The following is a 19562-nucleotide window of genomic DNA, read 5'->3' on the forward strand; positions in this document are numbered from 1 at the left end:
ATTCTAGCCGCTGGAGCTGGATATCGTTAAAAGCGGAAGTAGCTCTCTCAGAATGTGAGGGGGATGGAACTTTTTCCTGCGAGGCGCTCTTTGCCTCGCAGGAAAAAGCGAAGACACCAAACATTCTAGCTACCGGCGCTGGATAATAAAATTAAAGCAGAAGCGGCTCGTTCAGAGTCGCTTTTTTTATGTAGTGGTTGCACTTAACGGTACACGAAATTATATCAACGATTTTTCAAATATATCGATCATTACCCTTAATATATCAACGATTTTTTCATTATATCGATCATTACCCTCAATATATCAACGATTCGACAAGGGATATCAATTTACCGACAAATCACGACAGTATTAACACACAACTCGCCCCCACTTTTATCACTATATTACAATCCTTTTTATGTTAAAATATAGGAAACACCCTTTAGTATCATAGATCCAAAAGGCTTTTCCAAATTCATCATTTACTACTTAAATGACGGGAGTGGTTCAGTTGAAAGACTACTTAATTAGAGCGTTTTTTGCGTTAATAACAGTTGGGATTCTCTTACTTATAGCTAATATTTTCAATATACGTGTCGAGGTTAAGGACTATGCTTTCCTCGTTGTCGTAGCAATTGGTGGCGGCTGGGGTGGCTGGTACCTGTATAAAAAACAAAGCAATCAAAATGATAAAGGCATTCCAAAGTAATATGGAATGCCTCTTTTATTGCCTTCTGTAATAAATAATGAAATTCAGACCACTAATACAACCAATCGCAATAAACATACAAAACGATTGTGGATCTCCACCTAGATTATACTCATCAACGATAAATCCGGACATAAACAACGTTATCGCGGAAACACCGATACACAATACCGAGATAAACCAAAGCGAAAATTCATTAATCAACTCTTTCTTCTGTCTCAAAACAATTAGCATAACAAGAATAGATGCTGCTAAAATACTTTTAAAAACCGGACGTAAATATACGAACTCCTCCATCTATTTCTCCTTTCCCCAAAACATTACATCTAAACATTAACATATTTAACCAAATTAAAAACACATGCCATCTTAAATTAAAACGACATGTGTTTCCGTATTTGCTATGATAGTTGCTTCCACTTCGTTCCCAAAACAGGACGCTCATAATTTTGGATTGCATGAATTAGTTTATCTGCCGTCTCAGCTGAAACGATCAATTCTTTATTTGATGGATTCATAAATCCTTCTTCAGCTGAACGTTCAACCATTTGTAAAATTGGTCCGTAAAAGCCTTTTATGTTCAATAAACCAACCGGCTTATTATGTATACCAATTTGTGACCAACATACTACTTCAAATAGCTCTTCAAACGTTCCGTATCCGCCTGGTAATGCAATAAAAGCATCCGCAAGCTCTGCCATTTTCGCTTTACGTTCATGCATCGTCTCTACTTCAATTAATTCTGTTAGCCCTGTATGAACAATTTCTCCTCGGAATAGACCGCGTGGCATAACACCTGTTACACGTCCGCCTAAGCGAAGAACTTCGTTTGCCACTTCTCCCATTAATCCAACGCAAGAACCACCGTATACAAGCTCATAATCGTTCTCAACAAACATTTTTCCTAACGCTATTGCCTGCTCTTTAAATTCTGGTCTCTCCCCTAAATTAGAACCTGCAAACACACAAATCTTTCTCATTCCTACACCCCGAAACTATATATTGTTATGATACAATGAATATTGTACAACATATTGAAGGGATGAGGAAGAAATGGATATCGTCGCATTTCAAAGATGGGTGGAGGAATTTTACGAAAAACGAAGCTGGTCACAGTATAATTCCTTTATTCGCTTAAATTTCTTAACAGAGGAAGTTGGAGAAGTTTCACGCGTTGTTCGTGCAATCGAAATTGGCCGTGATCGTCCTGACGAAAAAGTGAAAACAGAAGAAGAACTAAAACAAGAGTTAAAAGAAGAACTTGGTGATGTACTATCTAATCTTATTATTCTTTCACAAAAATATGATTTAGATTTACAAGACATTATGGAGGCACACGTCACAAAGCTTTCGAAAAGGTTCGAAGTATCCAAATGAGAATATTATCAATTATGGTATAATGTTCTTGTCACAATACTAAGGGGGATTTTATGTTATCTAAAAAATTGCACGACGCATTAAACGATCAAATGAACTTTGAATTTTACTCTGCCCACGCCTATATGGCAATGGCTGCTTACTGTACAGCTGAGAGCTATGATGGATTCGCTAACTTTTTCCTTGTACAAGCTGAAGAAGAACGTTTCCACGCAATGAAGCTTTACAACTACATTAATGACCGTGGTGAGCGTGCTATTATTACTGGATTTGATAATCCAAATAACGAATATGAATCTGTATTGAACGCTTTTGAAGTGGCACTTGAGCACGAGCGTGAAGTAACGAAGCGTATTTATAACTTATCTGATATCGCTTGGGATGAGCGTGAACACGCAACAATTACATTTTTAAAATGGTTCGTCGATGAGCAAGTAGAAGAAGAAGCTTCATTTGATAGCATCATCCAAAAACTAAAACGTATTACAAGTGATTCAAACGCACTATTTATGCTAGATGCTGAATTAGAGAAACGTACATTTACACCTCCAGCTCAATAATATTTCAATCACCTTAATACATGTATTAAGGTGATTTTTTATTTGCTCTCTATCTTAAAATCACCTTAAATTTCCTCATATTTGACATAGCGCCAGCTATAAAATGGTATTATTTTCAATATAAAAACAATATACGAGGAGAGAAAAAATGAATCAACGTGTAGAAGCTGTCGATGCAATTCGTGGTTTCGCTTTGTTTGGCATTTTACTAGTCAATATGACATTAATTCAATTTGGGTTCTTCACCAGTGAAAAACCCACTTATCTATTCGGCAATCTTGATAAAGGCGCTAATTGGTTTATTCAATTTTTCGGCACACACAATTTTATATCCCTATTTTCTTTTCTATTTGGGCTTAGCATTATTTTGTTACAAAAAAGTATTATCGCAAAAGGAAAAAAATTCTTCCCTACATACATAAGACGTATTATCATTCTTTTACTACTTGGCTACATTCACGGCACTTTTGTTTGGGAGGGAGATATTTTATTTGCATACGGAGTTATCGGGATTTTCTTAATGATGTTCATCAATCGAAAACCGAAAACTTTGCTCATTTGGGCGATTATTCTACTCGCACTTATTACACTTATGTCCTATCAAACTGATCCATCTACAAATATAAATGATTTCGCACCTTATACTGAAAAAGAACATAAAGTCCATCAAACCGGAGGCTATATGGATCACGTCAACTTTAGATTGACTGAAAATCCTTTTGATTACATGGGAATTGACGGTGCATTCGGATTATTTTTCATATCAGTTTTCGCAATAATTTTTATGTCTCCACTGTTCCTACTCGGAATGTATGTAGGGAAAAAAGGCTGGCTATTTGAGGTCAATAAACATATACCTGCTGTCAAAAAAATATGGTTTGCCACCGGTCTCTTCTCTTTTACAATTAAAATCTTAGCTATGTTCGTAAAGCATCCGATTTTAATTATGTTACAAGATGGCCTTACACCAGTAACTATGACCTTCTTTTACGGAAGTACGATTATTTTATTATTCCATTACAAAAAAGCATCTCGTCTACTAACATACATGGCGAACATGGGAAAAATGTCCGTTAGTAATTACTTAGCACAATCTATTATTGCAACAACTATTTTTTACGCATATGGATTTGGCCTATACGGTAAAATCGGTTATTTCTTCGGTATTCTTTTAACCATCGGAATTTATACGATTCAATTATTCGTTAGCACCTATTGGCTCCAGAAATACCGGATGGGTCCAGTGGAATATGTGTGGAGACTGGGAACTTATTTAGAGAAACCACGTTTTAAAAGAGATTTGGATAAAGCAAGTTAAACAAAAAAGCAATGAGCTTACGCTCATTGCTTTTCTTAATTTATTAAAGCATAACCCCAACGATAATCGCTGATAATATACTTACTAACGTTGCACCGTATACAAGTTTTAAACCGAATGATGATACAACGTTTGCTTGTTTGCCATCGATACTCTTCGTTGCACCTGCGATAATTCCGATAGATGAGAAGTTCGCAAATGATACAAGGAAGATAGATAAAATACCTACTGTACGAGCTGATAAATCGCCAGCTACTTTTCCAAGGTCAAGCATTGCAACGAATTCGTTCGTCACTAATTTTGTTGCCATAATTTGTCCTGCTTGTAGCATCTCTGATGTTGGAATACCCATTACGAATGCTAATGGTGAGAAAATGTATCCTAAAATGCTTTGGAATGTGATTCCGAAAATTGAATCGAATACACCGTTAATTGCTGTAATTAATGCTACGAAACCGATTAACATCGCCGCTACTGTTACAGCGATAGAGAAACCAAGCATAATATATTCGCCTAACATTTCAAAGAATGTTTGTTTCTTGTCTTCTTGTAATTCTAAAATATCGTCTTCTTCTTTTACTTCATATGGATTAATGATATGAACGATAATGAATCCACTGAATAAGTTTAATACAAGTGCTGTTACTACATATTTTGGATCAATCATTTTCATATAAGAACCGACGATTGACATCGATACTGTAGACATTGAAGATGCACAAAGTGTGTATAAACGATTTTTCGGTAATTTGCTTAGTTGATCTTTTACTGTAATGAATACTTCCCCTTGACCAACGATTGCAGCCGCTACCGCATTATATGATTCTAGTTTTCCTAAACCGTTAACTTTACTTAATAGGAAACCGACTGCACGAATGATAATCGGTAAAACTTTAATATGTTGCAGGATCCCGATTAATACTGCTAAGAAAATAATCGGTAATAATACTGTTAAGAAGAATGGTGCTTGTCCATCGTTTGCTAGACCACCAAATACGAAGTTAACCCCAGCTTCCGCAAATTTTAAAATAGAACCAAATCCATCTGCGATCCCTTTTACTAATACAAATCCGACCTTTGTATTTAGTAAGAAATACGCAAGTACCAATTGAATGACAAGCATAAGTGCAATTGGTTTATATTTAATTTTCTTACGATCTGAACTGATAAGGAAACCTAGTACAAACACTACAAGTAAACCGACTAGAAACATTACTATTTTCATATGTGAATCCCCCACTTCTCCCACGAGTTATTGGTCGTATAACGTATAACGAATGACGTCTGACCATTGTTGTTAAAAAAATTTAAAACCCCTAAAAACTATTCAACTGTCATCTAAAATCAGTAAGCGTTTACATAAATTGCAATTTATAAAAGGTAGCTTCTTCTCTCCTACCATACTTGAAAGTCTGAAATTGATACCACCTACAAATCAAATTGTAAGCGTTATCTAGGTGAAATGCAATATAAATTTTAAAAGATTTTTATATGTTAATATATTCCTAATTAATTGGTTTTTTCATGCAAATTTACCATAAAAAAATAGCCCTAGCTATGAGCTAGAGCCATCCTTTTTTTACCCCGCTTTAACGGGCAGTAAGACCCCCATCTCAACATTCAGCGAAAACAAAGAAGTTAGATGGGTGATTAACTGCCCATAAAAGCCCGATTGGTGAGGGCTGATAATCAGCGGGGGATAAAGCTCCCCCCACTAATTAAAGTTTCACTTTATAACATAACACCAACGATAATCGCTGATAAAATACTTACTAATGTCGCACCGTACACAAGGCGTAGGCCGAATGATGATACAACATTTGATTGATTTTCATCGATACCTTTCGTTGCACCTGCGATAATTCCGATAGATGAGAAGTTCGCAAATGATACAAGGAATACAGAAAGAATACCAACTGTACGAGCCGATAAATCACCAGCTACTTTTCCAAGATCAAGCATCGCAACAAACTCGTTTGATACTAATTTTGTTGCCATAATTTGTCCCGCTGTTACCATTTCTGCTTGCGGGATGCCCATTACGAATGCTAATGGTGAGAAAATATATCCTAAAATAGCTTGGAATGTAATACCGAACATTGAATCAAACAAGCTATTGATTGCTGTAATTAATGCTACGAAACCAAGTAACATTGCCGCTACTGTGATCGCGATTGTGAAACCAAGCATAATATATTCGCTTAGCATTTCAAAGAATGATTGTTTCTTCTTATTTTCTAATTTCAGTGTATCTTCTTCTTCTGTAATATCGTACGGGTTAATAATATGAATGATAATGAAACCACTAAATAAATTTAATACAAGTGCTGTTACTACATATTTTGGTTCAATCATTTTCATATAAGAACCAACAATTGACATCGATACTGTCGACATAGAAGATGCACATAATGTATATAAACGATGTTTTGGGATTTTACTTAATTGATCTTTTACTGTAATAAATACTTCTGCTTGTCCAACAATGGCAGCTGCTACTGCGTTATATGATTCTAGTTTTCCTAGACCATTTACTTTACTTAACAACGTACCAATAGCACGAATAAATATTGGTAAAATTTTAAAGTGTTGCAGAATTCCGATTAAAACCGCAAAGAATACGATTGGTAATAGCGCTGTTAAGAAGAATGAAACCTCTCCTTTATTAACAAGACCACCAAATACGAAAACGATTCCAGCTTCCGCATATCCAAGAAGTGCGCCAAATCCATCTGAAATTCCTTTTACTAAAATATAACCAACTTGCGTATTTAATAAGAAATAAGATAATACTAGCTGAATAATAAGCATAATTGCGATTGGTTTATACTTAATCTTCTTTCGATCGGCACTTATAAGAAAACCGAGTACAAATACAACGAGTAATCCTACAAGGAACATAACAAACTTCATTAATAAAATCCTCCATTTAACTCTTCATTAACGTTGAACGTCTGACCATTCGAAACAAGAAATAATCCGAACTTTCCATTTCTCCTCCAAAACCTTCAATCGGATAGGAAAGATCATAAAACCTCTTATTTCAAAGGCATTTTCCATTCTAACATAAATCATAATTCATATCCGCATTTTTCTTAAAAAAATACGTTTTATTATGAAACATTCATGAATGTTCGTCTTTTTCATTATAAAGCGAAACTTTAATGAACGGGAGTTTCACTTCACACAAATAGCTGAACCAACAAAAAATGAGCATCAAGTTTCACTTGATGCTCACCTCATTATACTGCTTTTTCTTTATCAGCTACCTCTGGCTTATCCCAACACTCTGTATTGTTCAAACCTGGAATAGACTCCGCATAAAAGACTGGATCTTTCCCTTGTTTCTTTTGCTTAATATAATCTGATAACGCTGCGAAAGCGTACTTAGAAAGGAATACAATTGCTACTAAGTTAATAACAGCCATAATTCCCATAAATAAATCTGCTAAATCCCAAACGATTTGAATTGTCGCCACGGACCCTAGCATAACCATACCAAGTACAGCAATGCGGTATGCATTTAATAGCACTTTACTTCCATTTAAGAACTCAATATTCGTTTCACCATAGTAGTAGTTACCTACTAATGAACTGAATGCAAACAAGAAGATTGCAACTGCTACAAATATAGAAGCCCATGGACCGATATGTTGACTTAACGCCTGCTGCGTTAATTGAATTCCATTTAAATCAGCTGCATTATGCACATCTGATAAAAGAATAATAAATGCTGTACAACTACAAATTAATAATGTATCTGTAAATACCCCTAAAGTTTGAATGAAACCTTGTTTAACTGGGTGCGTTACGTTTGCAGTCGCTGCTGCGTTCGGCGCACTACCCATACCTGCTTCATTTGAGAATAATCCACGTTTTACCCCTAATAAAATCGCAGCTCCTAATCCTCCACCTACTACTTCTTTAATTCCGAAAGCATGTAAGAAAATTTCTTTAAATACATATGGAATTGCCGTAATGTTTGTTACAACAACGAATAATGCCACTGCTACATAAATAATTGCCATTACTGGAACAATCATTTCAACCGCGCGAGCAATTCGTTTTACTCCGCCGAAAATAATAACTGCAAGTAAACCAGCCATAACAAGACCTACTAATCTACTATCTGTTTTGAACGCCCCATCAAAGGCAGCCGCTACAGTATTAGACTGTACAGCGTTAAAAATCAATCCGAAACTTACTGTTATTAGAACAGAGAACACAACACCTAACCAGCGTTTCTTTAAACCCTTTTCCATATAATACGCTGGGCCCCCACGGAATGCATTCCCATCTTTTACTTTATAAATTTGCGCTAATGTGCTCTCTACAAATGCAGAAGCACCCCCAATTACCGCGATTAACCACATCCAAAATACTGCTCCTGGACCACCTGCTGAGATTGCAATAGCTACACCAGCTAAGTTACCAGTACCTACACGAGAAGCTGTACTCATACAAAACGCTTGAAATGATGATACGCCGCTCTTCTCTTTTTGCGCTTTTCTCGTTTTCGAGCTTGCTCCATCCCCAAGCAAACGAATCATTTCACCGAAGTAACGAACTTGGACAAATTTCACACGAAATGAAAAATAGAGCCCTAACCCAATTAACATCGCAATAATGACATATGACCAAAGGATATTATTTACATCCCCAATTACCCTAGCTAAAAAATCCATATTTGCATTGCCCCCTCTTCCTAACAATAAGAAAATTATATTCTAAAAACTTTAAGTAATCAAGAACTTTATGTAAGGTTTTATAACATGAATATGTTAATAAAATTAACATACGTGTTTTTTTTACATAAAAATATAGCCATTACATACATTTATCCAATACTCAATCACTTATCCTCTTCGACCAGTCATACTTTTAATACAGCACGTTCCCCACAAATAACGAGAGAGAAATAAACAAAAAAAATTATATTAATAATTACCTCTCACCCTTTTCATCATTTCCTACAACAAAAAAGGCGAGCATCGAATTCACCTCGATGCTCGCCTTTTCATTTACACTGCTTTTTCTTTATCTGTTACCGCTGACTTATCCCAACACTCTGTATTCGTTAAACCAGGAATAGAATCTGCACTGAAGACTGGATCTTTTCCTTGTTTCTTTTGCCTTACATAGTCTGCCAATGCAGCATACGCAAATCGGCCGAGAAGTGTAATCGCAATTAAGTTCGTGATTACCATTAGCCCCATAAATAAGTCCGCCATATTCCATACAACTTGAAGCGTCGCAACAGAACCGAATAATACCATTCCAACTACCGCAATACGATAAATTGTTAACCACGTTTTGCTTTGCTTAATGAATTCAATATTTGTTTCACCATAATAGTAGTTTCCTAGAAGTGAACTAAATGCAAATAAGAAAATAATAATCGCTAAGAAACTGCTCGCCCATGGGCCAATTTGTGAACTTAATGCATTTTGTGTTAATTCAATACCTTCTAAATTCGTTGCTTTATATGCACCAGAACATAGTACGATAAATGCTGTTGATGTACATACTAAGAATGTATCTACTAATACTCCAATCGTTTGAATAAAACCTTGTTTCGCTGGATGCGTTACATCAGCTGTTGCTGCCGCATTCGGCGCACTACCCATACCTGCTTCGTTCGCAAATAATCCGCGCTGAATACCATATTTCATCGCAGCACCGATACCGCCACCTACAGCTGAATCTAAACCAAATGCACCTTTAAAGATTTCCGTAAACACATCTGGTATTAAATAGAAGTTTTTAATGACAACAAAAATAGCTACGGCAATATAAATAAGCGCCATTGGCGGAACAATCATTTCCGACATACGTGCAATACTTTTTACACCACCAAAAATAATAACCGCAACTAATGCAGCTAATACAATACCAACAATATAACGCTCTAAGCCAAATGCATTTTCAAATGCTAATGTTACTGTATTTGCTTGTACTGAGTTGAAAATTAAACCGTAACTAATTGTAATCAGAATAGAGAACCAAATCCCCATCCAACGTTTATTTAAACCTTTTTCCATATAATAAGCAGGACCACCACGGAAGCCACTGCCATCTTTTATTTTATAAATTTGCGCAAGCGTACTTTCTACGAAACTTGAAGAAGCACCGATAATCGCAATAACCCACATCCAAAATACAGCTCCAGGTCCTCCCATAGAAATAGCTAACGCTACACCAGCTAAGTTCCCGATACCAATACGAGCTGCAGAACTCATACAAAATGCTTGGAACGATGATACACTGCCCTTTTTACGTGTCTTGCCAGTTAGTCCATCACTCATTAAACGAATCATTTCTCCTAAATGAGTAAGCTGTACGAATTTCAATTTAATAGAAAAATAAAGCCCTAAACCAATTAACATTGCAATAAGAATATATGACCAAAGAATCGTATTCGTTGATGAAACGAATTGTTCCAAAATATTCATACAATTAACCCCTCCTTTTCTCCATAAAACGAATTATATTTAAAAAACATTCAAAAATCAACATTTTTCGACAATTTGCAATTTCCAAATATTAGCCAAGCGCGAAGTAACAATATCTTTATGACTCTCCTCCCTCTAACTGTGCATACTAAAACAAAAAATAAATCTACAAACTACCCCATTGACAAAAACACCTACCTGTAACTATAATGATTACAACAGGTTGTAACAAACCTAATTACAATACATTCATTCACTTTCAGATATACAATTTAACAAAACACTTTGGAGGGATTTATTATGAAAATCGGAATTATCGGAGCAACTGGTAAAGCAGGAAGTCGTATTTTAAAAGAAGCATTAGATCGTGGACATGAAGTAACTGCAATCGTAAGAAACGCTGCAAAAATTACAGAAGAAAACGTAAAAGTTTTAGAAAAAGACGTATTTTCTCTTACAACTAACGACCTACAAGCATTCGACGTAGTTGTAAATGCATTTGGTGCTCCAGCAGGGCAAGAACACCTTCACGTAGATGCAGGAAACGTACTTATTGAAGCTGTGAAAGGTGCACCAAATACAAAATTACTTGTAGTTGGCGGAGCAGGAAGCTTATTTGTAGACGAAGAAAAAACAACACGTGTATTTGATACACCAGGTTTCCCAGGCGAATACCTTGCAACAGCTCAAAACCAAGGTAAAAACTTAGAAATCTTGCAACAAACAAATGATATCACTTGGACATTCATCAGCCCTTCTGCACTATTCGCATTAGGAAAACGCACTGGTTCTTACAAAGCTGGCAAAGACAATCTTCTTGTTAACTCAAAAGGTGATAGCTACGTAAGTTACGAGGACTTCGCAGTTGCAGCACTTGATGAAATCGAAAATCCAAAACATGTAAACGAACGCTTCACAGTTGTTTCTGAAGCTGAATAATAAAAAAGCTCGTAAAACATAATGTTTTACGAGCTTTTTCTTATTATCGTACTTGCTCTAAGCCATTTTGAGTAATCTTGAAGGAAATCTCTTTAAATTTTTTCGCATCCCCTTTTCCAATTAACTCACCAGTTTTATACCAACTTAAACGATCAGATTCTGCATGATACACTTTTACTACATCACCATACTCGAACATCATACCATTTACTTGCTCAGCAAAATTCTTTGAAGTTTCTTGTCCTTCTGCTGTTACATGTTTTTTCTCCGTTCCATTTTGATCATATAGGGTAATTCCCATATATAATTCATTGTTAAAGTAACTATGAATTTGTTCATTTGTAGACGTTACATGTAGTTTCTTATCATCATGATTTAACGTTACAATAGAACGAATATCATCACCCAGCCCTTGGTATACAAGACTATCTCCATATGTTACTTCTACTGGTACTTCCGTTACTTTCTTATTTCCAAAACGGTCTTTCGTTTCTACTTTTACTGTTTGTTTACCGATTTTTGTTGTATTTGGTTTTTCTACAAATCCAATTACTTCTCTATCTTTCACTTGAACAAAGTTTTTTGCATCTAATTTATCAGCGTTTGTTGCGATTACTACTTTTTGCGGTATAGCTGTTACTTCTTGTTGTGCTTCCATTCTCTCAAAACCTTGCTCTGTCACTTTAAAGAGCACTTCATGAACACCATACTGCGCATTCATTAGTTCATTCTTTTTATACACTTTAAATCTATCAAACTCTCTTTGATATACCTTTATTACATCACCGTATTCAAAAGTCATTCCATTAAATTGTTCTGCAAATACTTTCGTATTCTCCGATGCTTTTACTGATAAATCTTTCTTCTCTTTTCCATCCTTATCATACACAGTCATTCCCATATACTTCTCATCTGCAAATGAAGTATGCATTGGACCTTCTGAATCTGTTGTACTGAATTTCTTTTCTTCATGATTTAATGTAACAATCGATTTAATATTCGTTTCGTCGTGCCATGTACCGAAGAACATAATGCTATCTCCGTAAATCACTTCTACTGGCACTTCTGTTATTTGCTTATTACCAAAGCGATCTTTCGTTTCTACTTTTACTGTTTGTTTTCCAACTTTTGCTGTAGTTGGTTTTTCTACAAATCCTACTACTTCTCCGTCTTTCACCTGAACAAAATTTTTCGCTTCTAATTTTTCAACATCTGTTCCGATTACTACTTGTTGAGGTTTCGCTTTGACTTCTTGCAACATGTCCATTCTCTCAAAACCTTTTTCTGTCACTTTGAAGAATAGTTCTTTTGTTCCTTTTTTCTCACCTTGACCAGTAAGTGTATTATTTTGATACCATTTCAAACGATCCGGTTCTGCGTGGAATACTTTCACTACATCTCCATACTCGAACTGTATACCATTCACTTGCTTCGCAAAGTTCTCTGATGTTTCTTGTCCCTCTGCTGTTACATGTTTTTTCTCTTTTCCTTCTCCATCGTATAACGCGATCCCCATGTATAGCTCTTTATTAAAATACTCATGAATTTCGCTATCCATATCAGTTGCATGGAATCTCTTCTCTTCGTGCTTTAAAGTTACAATTGAAGCAATATCATCGCCATTTCCTGCATATGCAATGCTATCTCCATAAACCACTTCTAATGGTACTTCTGTTACTTTCTTATTTCCAAAACGGTCTTTCGTTTCTACTTTTACTTTTTGTTCACCAATCTTTGTCGTATTCGGTTTTTCTACAAATCCAACTACTTCTCCGTCTTTGACTTGCACAAAATCTTTTGCTTCTAATTTTTCAACGTCAGTTCCAATAACTACTTTTTGTGGTACTGCTGTTACTTCTTGCAGAGCTTCTAATCTTTCAAATCCATTTTCAGTAATTTCGAAGAATAATTCTTTTATTTCTTTATCTTTTCCTTCTCCCACATATAAACCTTTTTGATACCAATGTAAACGTGAAGACTCTGCATGGTATACTTTCACCACATCTCCATATTCAAATGCTAACCCATTTGCTTCCTTGGCAAAAGCTTCTGTATTCTCCAAGCCTTTTACCTCTATATTTTTCTTCTCTTTTCCCTCTTTATTGTACAAGGTGAATTCAAAATACTTCTCATCTCCAAAGTAATCATGAATCAAATTATCCGTATCTGTCGCACTCATTTTTTTCGTATCATGATGTAACGTTATAATCGATTTCATATCGTCACTACCATAACTTAATCCATATACAAATAGGCTATCTCCATAAGTTACTTCTACTGGCACTTCCGTCACTTTCTTATTTCCGAAACGATCTTTCGTTTCTACTTTTACTTTTTGTTCACCAATTTTCATTGTATTCGGTTTTTCTACAAAACCAATTACTTCTCCACCTTTTACTTGAACAAAGTTTTTCGCTTCTAATTTTTCAGCGTCTGCCCCGATTAATACTTTTTGCGGTACTGCTTCTACTTCCTGTATACCGTCTATTAGTTCATATCCTTGTGGAATAATCTTAAAGAACTTTTCTTTTTTATTCTTAGCTCCACCTTGATCTACAAGTTTATTACTTTGATACCAATCGAAACGACTTGGTTCTGCATGATATACTTTCATAATATCGCCATATTGAAGTTCAACACCTTCAAGTTGCAAAGCAACCTTTTTAGAATTTTCTTGCCCTTCTATAGAAATATTTTTCTTTTCATTTCCATCCTTATCATATAAGGTAATCCCTACATACTTTTCATTTTTAAAGCGCTCATGAAACTCATTACCAACGAAAGAAACGTTGATTTTCTTTTCATCATGAAGGAGCGTTATAACAGAATTTACCTCATCACCGTAACCTTTAAATACCATAGTATCTCCATAAAGACTGTTAACTGGAACAGAAATGAAATTTCTCTGTCCTTTCTCATCCTCAATTTCTACTAATACCGCTCTTTTTCCAACCTCTAAATACGGCCACATAATTCTACCTGTTACTTTTACATTTTCACCTAAATTTTGAACAAGACTATTTGCTAGATTTTCATTAAAATTCGCACCAACGATGAGATCTTGTACCACAGTAGACGCTTCACCATAAGGAAGCCCGCCGTATGGTTTCACTTGTTTTTCACGAATAATATTACTATCTGTTGCTTTCCATATTTCTTTTTCTAATTTAGGTAAATTTAAATTTTCGATTTTCCCTCTAACCTCATCATTTGGACCTAATCCCCATTTCTCAAAAAACGGCACTAAGTTTTGTTTAGCCGCTTTCGATGCCATATAAATAAACATTTGCTTTTTATCTTCATCTGAAGCAGGCATTTCAGATTCTGGTAATAAGCGATACATTTGATGTAAATTAGGGTAAAAATGCTCTCCATAAGCTAAATCAATTTGCCAAAACATTACTAGTTTCTCTAATTCTTCCATCTTTTTTTGAGCATCAGGATTATCTAAGTAAGCAAAAGCTTTTTTATAATGACCATCTTCTTCTAGACTTGATTTATTGCCTAACATTCTTTGAACCGATAATGAATATATATTTACTGTTACTTCTCCTACACCTGACCAAAACCAAGGAGCTTGCTGATGTAAATGCCCTACTTCATGCCACGGTCCCCAGCCATCTCCTTGTAATCTCTTTATATTTAAAACCCTATCCATAGTCTCTGGAACATACCCTGTATGATAATGAGTAGCAAACATCCAATCATCTTTATCTGGTTTTCTCTTTTCAACAAATTGGATATAGTGGTTTGGAGCTTTTGACACCCCTATACCATCTTCAGATAATCCTGCTACAGAATTTTCAAAGCGAATAATCTTATCATGTAGCCTCATTAATTCTACTGGATCCGTCTCTCCCATATAGTTTGCCACTGCTTCAGGACTTGCAGTAATTAAACTTCTCTCACCCTTCAATTCAACTGCATAAGGATTTTTATACTTTTTTAACATTGCATCCCAATCTTTTTTTGTGTGTTTCCCTAATACAAATAATGGAAAATGACTTCCTCCATGAATAACTGAAGCTGTTACTTCGCCATCATTATTCATGTTATAAAAATATAGTATTCCACCTCTTGAAGATGAAATATTATTTTCACCAGGTTTTAACTCAAATTCTTCAAACCCTTTTTCATCATATGACTTCGTTCCTATGAACGCTTTAATAGATTGCGTTCCTTTTATTTCAATTTTAATTTCTTCATTTGGACCAGCATAAATTCCAGTTGGTTCATTTGTTGAAAGTACATAACGTACTTTTAAGCGTTTTTGCTCTTCTTCAACACTACCTTTCCCAGGCAAATGAAACGTTCTCTGCTCCAAACGATTCTCTTTACTCTCTTCCAACTGCCCGCCCTTATTCTCTTCCAAAGGCGCCGCATATCCTTTCGATGCTTCGAAAGCTACTGGTGATAATAATGTAGATATACAAATACCAGCTACTAATACCCTACTCTTTTTCTGCTTTGACATAATCTGTGTCCCCTGTCCTTTTTTTAGACAAACCATCCTATATATTCATTTAATAAGAAATCCTATTATTTTTATAAAAACATTTATTGAATAGACTAACACCTCTCGCACCTATATCAATTACTACCGCATTTCTCTAAATGTATTCGCTTTCTTATATTGTAAATTTTTTTATGTATTACGCCCTCCTCACTTCGCTCTACTTGTGATGAGTTCTCTTCTTACATAAAAGGAAAATAGTAAAAGATATATTTTAGTCTCGTCATCTATACATCTAAAAATAAAACCTTACATTTTCTTCATATATGACCATCTATAGGTAGTTTTTCCAACTGAATTTTACACGCTTTTACCTGTATTTAATAGCCTCCCCCCAAGAATAATATTACAATTTTGTGAATTTAATCTATTAATCGTAACGTTAGGATTTAGTTATATTTATATTATTTTAAAATATAATTTATTCTGTAAAAACACTATTTTATCTATTTTATTATTTTCTTAATATAACTTTAATCCTCGCATACAAAAAGCATTGGCATAGGCCAATGCTTTTATTTACCTTTTATATTGATTCGGTTTATGCGGTTCATTTGGAGTATATGGCTTATTTGGTTTATTTGGAGCCTCAGCCTTTTTCCAACTTACCGCTAACTCAGGGCTCGTTTTCTCTTCACTACGCTCAAGTAATACTACTGCATTTTGAATAGTCGGTGTACCTTTATGCGCAATCCCTTGTAATTTCGTTAAATTTCCTGATACTTTAAAGCTAAATCCACCAGCTGGTGTTTGTTTCGGAATTAAAATGCGGAACTTCTCTCCTACATTAAATTCTGTTTTTGTTTCGCCTTTTTCATTTGCAAACTTCACACCCGCTGGTGCACCTGTTGCTTGCACTTTATACGTTCCGCTTTTTGCATTTGTTTCTACTGTATATAAACCTGTTTCAAAGAAATCATTTTTTAATACTGCTTCTTGTTCTTCTGTAGGAGTTACACTCATCGTAATTTCTTGTAACTCTTCACTAGCGTTTGCTTTTGCAACGATGTCTTTCGTTACTTTCTCTACATTTTTATTGCGGAAATCTAAATCATTAACATCAATTTGTTTTAACGCATTCCACACTGCCAGTTGCGTTGCGTAATGCGCCTCTCTCCAATCAGATACCCCTAATTCTTGTGGGCTCTTTTGTGGATATCCATTCAACAGTACACGGTACACGTTAATATCTACTTTACCCATTTCTGGTAAGTCTTGACCGCTCGGAGATTTTAAGTCTACATTTAAGCAAAATGCAATTTTTCCATCTGCCGTTTTAATAAGTTCTGTTCGGATTGGTTTCTTCTTTGACCTACTATAACTCCAATCCATTTCATACTTTGTATGGTCCATAACCTCTGCGAATGCTTTTTGAAGTGGGAATAATACAAATAAGACACTTAAAAACATAGCTAAAAGTTTGAACGATTGCTTTATATTCATATTTACAGCCCCTTAATAACAAACTTAATACTAAGTAGTATTTAATTAGAAAATATTTTTATGCACAAAAAAAGAGTGCATAAAAGCACTCTTTTTTCTTTCTTACTTTAATCTTAGAAATCGAAGTTATCAGGATCTGGACCAACGCGGTGATTTTCGTTTAACGCATCGATTGTTTCCATGTCTTCTTTTGTTAATTCAAAGTTAAATACATCCGCGTTTGCAATAATGCGGTGTTCTTTCGTTGATTTTGGAATTGTGATTACTCCGTTTTGAAGATCCCAACGTAAAATCACTTGTGCTGTTGTTTTACCGTGTTTCTCAGCAATTGCTTGTAATGTTTCGTTATCTAATAATTGACCTTGCATAAGTGGTGACCATGCTTCCATTTGAATACCTTGTTCTTTACAGAAAGCTTGTAATTCTTTTTGTGTTAAACGAGGGTGGTATTCTACTTGGTTAATCATTGGCTTAATTTCTGCATCTTTCATTACATCTTGTAAGTGGTGAATTTGGAAGTTACTTACGCCAATTGCACGTACGCGATCTTCTTTATAAAGTGTTTCTAGCGCTCTCCACGTATCTTTATATTTTCCTTCTACAGGCCAGTGAACAAGATATAGGTCTAAATAATCTAGTTCTAATTTCTTTAAGCTCTCTTCGTATGCAGCAATTGTTTCTTCGTATCCTTGATCTGCGTTCCATACTTTTGAAGTGATGAATAATTCTTCTCTTGAAATACCAGTCGCTTCAATACCGGCACGGATTCCTTCACCTACAGCTTTTTCATTTCCGTAAAGTGCAGCTGTATCGATGCTACGGTATCCTGCTTTAATCGCTGATTTTACAGCTTCTACAAGTTCTGGTCCTTCTTCTACTTTAAATACACCTAAACCGAACCAAGGCATTTCTACACCATTATTTAATACTGTTTTACTTTGTAAGTTTTTCATTTTATTTTCTCTCCTTTTATTTTACTTGATCTCTTTTTTCTAATGTCATGCTCCACGCTGTTAAAATCACAGCACCTACTACCATAATTCCGCCTACCCAAGCCGTATGAATTAATCTTAACGAGTTCGTTACAATACCGCCCAAGTAAGCACCAAGAGCAATTCCTGCGTTAAATGCTGCAATGTTAATCGCTGATGCTACATCAACAGCGCTAGGTACAAACCTCTCAGCCAAGATAACGACATACACTTGTAGCCCTGGGACATTCATAAACGCAAATAGTCCCATAAAAATAATTGTAATGAATCCAGCAACTTTAAATGGCGCTGTAAATGTTAAAACAAATAATACAATCGCTTGAATAAAGAACATGTAAAATAACGCTCGAATCGGATTATAATTTGATAATTTTCCGCCGACCATATTCCCAATCGCAATTGCAATTCCGTATACTAACAAAATAATTGTAACGGTACTTGCTTTAAATCCTGTTACTTCTTGTAATAACGGAGATAAATACGTAAATGTTACGAATGTTCCCCCGTATCCTAATGCAGTAATGATAAATACAAGTAATAGTCTTCCGTTCGTAATCAACTTAAATTGATCGTGAAATGATACAGACGTACCCTTTTTTAAGTTAGAAGGAATTAGCATACTGTTGGCGATTAAAGCAACGACTCCAATTGCCACAATAACCATAAACGATGCTCTCCAGCCAAATTGTTGACCGATAAATGTTCCAATTGGTACACCTGTAATAGTCGCAACAGTTAAACCAGTAAACATAAATGCTATTGCACTTGCACGTTTATTCTCAGGTACAAGCGCAGCCGCAATTGTAGATCCAATTGACATAAAAACCCCATGCGCAAACGCAGATACAACCCTCGCGATAAGTAGCACAGTAAAACTTGTTGCTACTGCCGCAATACCATTGCCAATAATGAAAATAATCATAATCCACATTAACAACGTCTTTCGCGACATACTAGCTGTTAATGACGTCAATACTGGAGCACCAAACGCTACTCCTAATGCATATAAAGAAACGGTTAAACCAGCTGTTGTAACCGAAACATTTAAATCTTTCGAAATAGATGGTAGTAAACCGACACTAATAAACTCGGTCGTACCAATCCCAAATGCACTAATTGCTAGTGCTAATAAAGCAAACATACTTCTTCGATTCGTCTGAACTTCTGAAGATGGTACTGTATATGAACTCAATTGAATTCCTCCTTATTACAAGAAATCCAATCATAATAGTATGATAAAAAGGCCCTTTTATCTTCTAAAAAATATATTTTAT

General features: G+C 35.3%; 15 protein-coding genes. 5 read left to right on the forward strand and 10 right to left on the reverse strand.

Annotated features, from left to right (window positions below):
• The first annotated feature begins 496 nt into the window (after window positions 1-496).
• Window positions 497-694: a hypothetical protein gene (locus MR167_RS25240; RefSeq protein WP_000656312.1), complete on the forward strand. Its 198-nt coding sequence runs from the start codon at window positions 497-499 to the stop codon at window positions 692-694.
• 15 nt (window positions 695-709) lie between these two features.
• On the opposite strand, the gene MR167_RS25245 is transcribed toward MR167_RS25240, so the two are convergent.
• The gene (locus MR167_RS25245; protein ID WP_000390910.1) at window positions 710-991 is read right to left on the reverse strand and encodes a hypothetical protein; all 282 of its coding nucleotides are present in this window, start codon (window positions 989-991) and stop codon (window positions 710-712) included.
• A 104-nt stretch (window positions 992-1095) separates the two neighbouring features.
• Entirely contained in the window at window positions 1096-1674 is a 579-nt protein-coding gene (locus tag MR167_RS25250) for an LOG family protein (RefSeq protein ID WP_033669073.1), read from the reverse strand.
• A gap of 73 nt (window positions 1675-1747) precedes the next feature.
• Between MR167_RS25250 and MR167_RS25255 the strand changes: the two genes are divergently transcribed.
• The 3 genes from MR167_RS25255 (at window position 1748) to MR167_RS25265 (ending at window position 3949) form a co-directional block, all read left to right on the forward strand.
• Window positions 1748-2071 carry a MazG nucleotide pyrophosphohydrolase domain-containing protein gene (locus MR167_RS25255; RefSeq protein ID WP_000355764.1) on the forward strand — a complete coding sequence of 108 codons (324 nt, stop codon included), beginning with the start codon at window positions 1748-1750 and terminating at the stop codon, window positions 2069-2071.
• Window positions 2072-2124: 53 nt separating this feature from the next.
• Complete coding sequence (locus MR167_RS25260; protein ID WP_000949393.1) at window positions 2125-2631, forward strand: ferritin; 507 nt, start codon at window positions 2125-2127, stop codon at window positions 2629-2631.
• A gap of 148 nt (window positions 2632-2779) precedes the next feature.
• On the forward strand, window positions 2780-3949 hold the full coding sequence (locus MR167_RS25265; RefSeq protein WP_001076363.1) for a DUF418 domain-containing protein: 1170 nt from the start codon (window positions 2780-2782) through the stop codon (window positions 3947-3949).
• Window positions 3950-3992: 43 nt separating this feature from the next.
• Here the strand turns inward: MR167_RS25265 and MR167_RS25270 are convergent, their stop codons facing one another.
• The 4 genes from MR167_RS25270 to MR167_RS25285 all read right to left on the reverse strand — a co-directional run bounded on the left by MR167_RS25270 (window position 3993) and on the right by MR167_RS25285 (window position 10401).
• Window positions 3993-5174: a NupC/NupG family nucleoside CNT transporter gene (locus MR167_RS25270; RefSeq protein WP_000706853.1), complete on the reverse strand. Its 1182-nt coding sequence runs from the start codon at window positions 5172-5174 to the stop codon at window positions 3993-3995.
• A gap of 506 nt (window positions 5175-5680) precedes the next feature.
• The gene (locus MR167_RS25275; protein ID WP_000673845.1) at window positions 5681-6862 is read right to left on the reverse strand and encodes a NupC/NupG family nucleoside CNT transporter; all 1182 of its coding nucleotides are present in this window, start codon (window positions 6860-6862) and stop codon (window positions 5681-5683) included.
• A gap of 329 nt (window positions 6863-7191) precedes the next feature.
• Window positions 7192-8634: an alanine/glycine:cation symporter family protein gene (locus tag MR167_RS25280; protein WP_000346410.1), complete on the reverse strand. Its 1443-nt coding sequence runs from the start codon at window positions 8632-8634 to the stop codon at window positions 7192-7194.
• A 336-nt stretch (window positions 8635-8970) separates the two neighbouring features.
• Window positions 8971-10401: an alanine/glycine:cation symporter family protein gene (locus MR167_RS25285; protein ID WP_001022952.1), complete on the reverse strand. Its 1431-nt coding sequence runs from the start codon at window positions 10399-10401 to the stop codon at window positions 8971-8973.
• A gap of 300 nt (window positions 10402-10701) precedes the next feature.
• Between MR167_RS25285 and MR167_RS25290 the strand changes: the two genes are divergently transcribed.
• On the forward strand, window positions 10702-11340 hold the full coding sequence (locus MR167_RS25290; RefSeq protein ID WP_242315781.1) for an NAD(P)-dependent oxidoreductase: 639 nt from the start codon (window positions 10702-10704) through the stop codon (window positions 11338-11340).
• A 43-nt stretch (window positions 11341-11383) separates the two neighbouring features.
• Here the strand turns inward: MR167_RS25290 and MR167_RS25295 are convergent, their stop codons facing one another.
• The 4 genes from MR167_RS25295 to MR167_RS25310 all read right to left on the reverse strand — a co-directional run bounded on the left by MR167_RS25295 (window position 11384) and on the right by MR167_RS25310 (window position 19429).
• Complete coding sequence (locus MR167_RS25295) at window positions 11384-15814, reverse strand: putative mucin/carbohydrate-binding domain-containing protein (protein ID WP_242315783.1); 4431 nt, start codon at window positions 15812-15814, stop codon at window positions 11384-11386.
• Window positions 15815-16372: 558 nt separating this feature from the next.
• On the reverse strand, window positions 16373-17296 hold the full coding sequence (locus tag MR167_RS25300) for a thioester domain-containing protein (protein WP_001022528.1): 924 nt from the start codon (window positions 17294-17296) through the stop codon (window positions 16373-16375).
• Window positions 17297-17409: 113 nt separating this feature from the next.
• The gene (locus MR167_RS25305; protein ID WP_242315784.1) at window positions 17410-18249 is read right to left on the reverse strand and encodes an aldo/keto reductase; all 840 of its coding nucleotides are present in this window, start codon (window positions 18247-18249) and stop codon (window positions 17410-17412) included.
• A gap of 16 nt (window positions 18250-18265) precedes the next feature.
• Window positions 18266-19429: an MFS transporter gene (locus MR167_RS25310; RefSeq protein ID WP_242315785.1), complete on the reverse strand. Its 1164-nt coding sequence runs from the start codon at window positions 19427-19429 to the stop codon at window positions 18266-18268.
• Window positions 19430-19562 lie beyond the last annotated feature (133 nt).

The organism is Bacillus cereus group sp. BfR-BA-01355, assembly GCF_022663675.1.
In the GTDB taxonomy this organism is placed as follows: Bacteria; Bacillota; Bacilli; order Bacillales; family Bacillaceae_G; genus Bacillus_A; species Bacillus_A thuringiensis_S.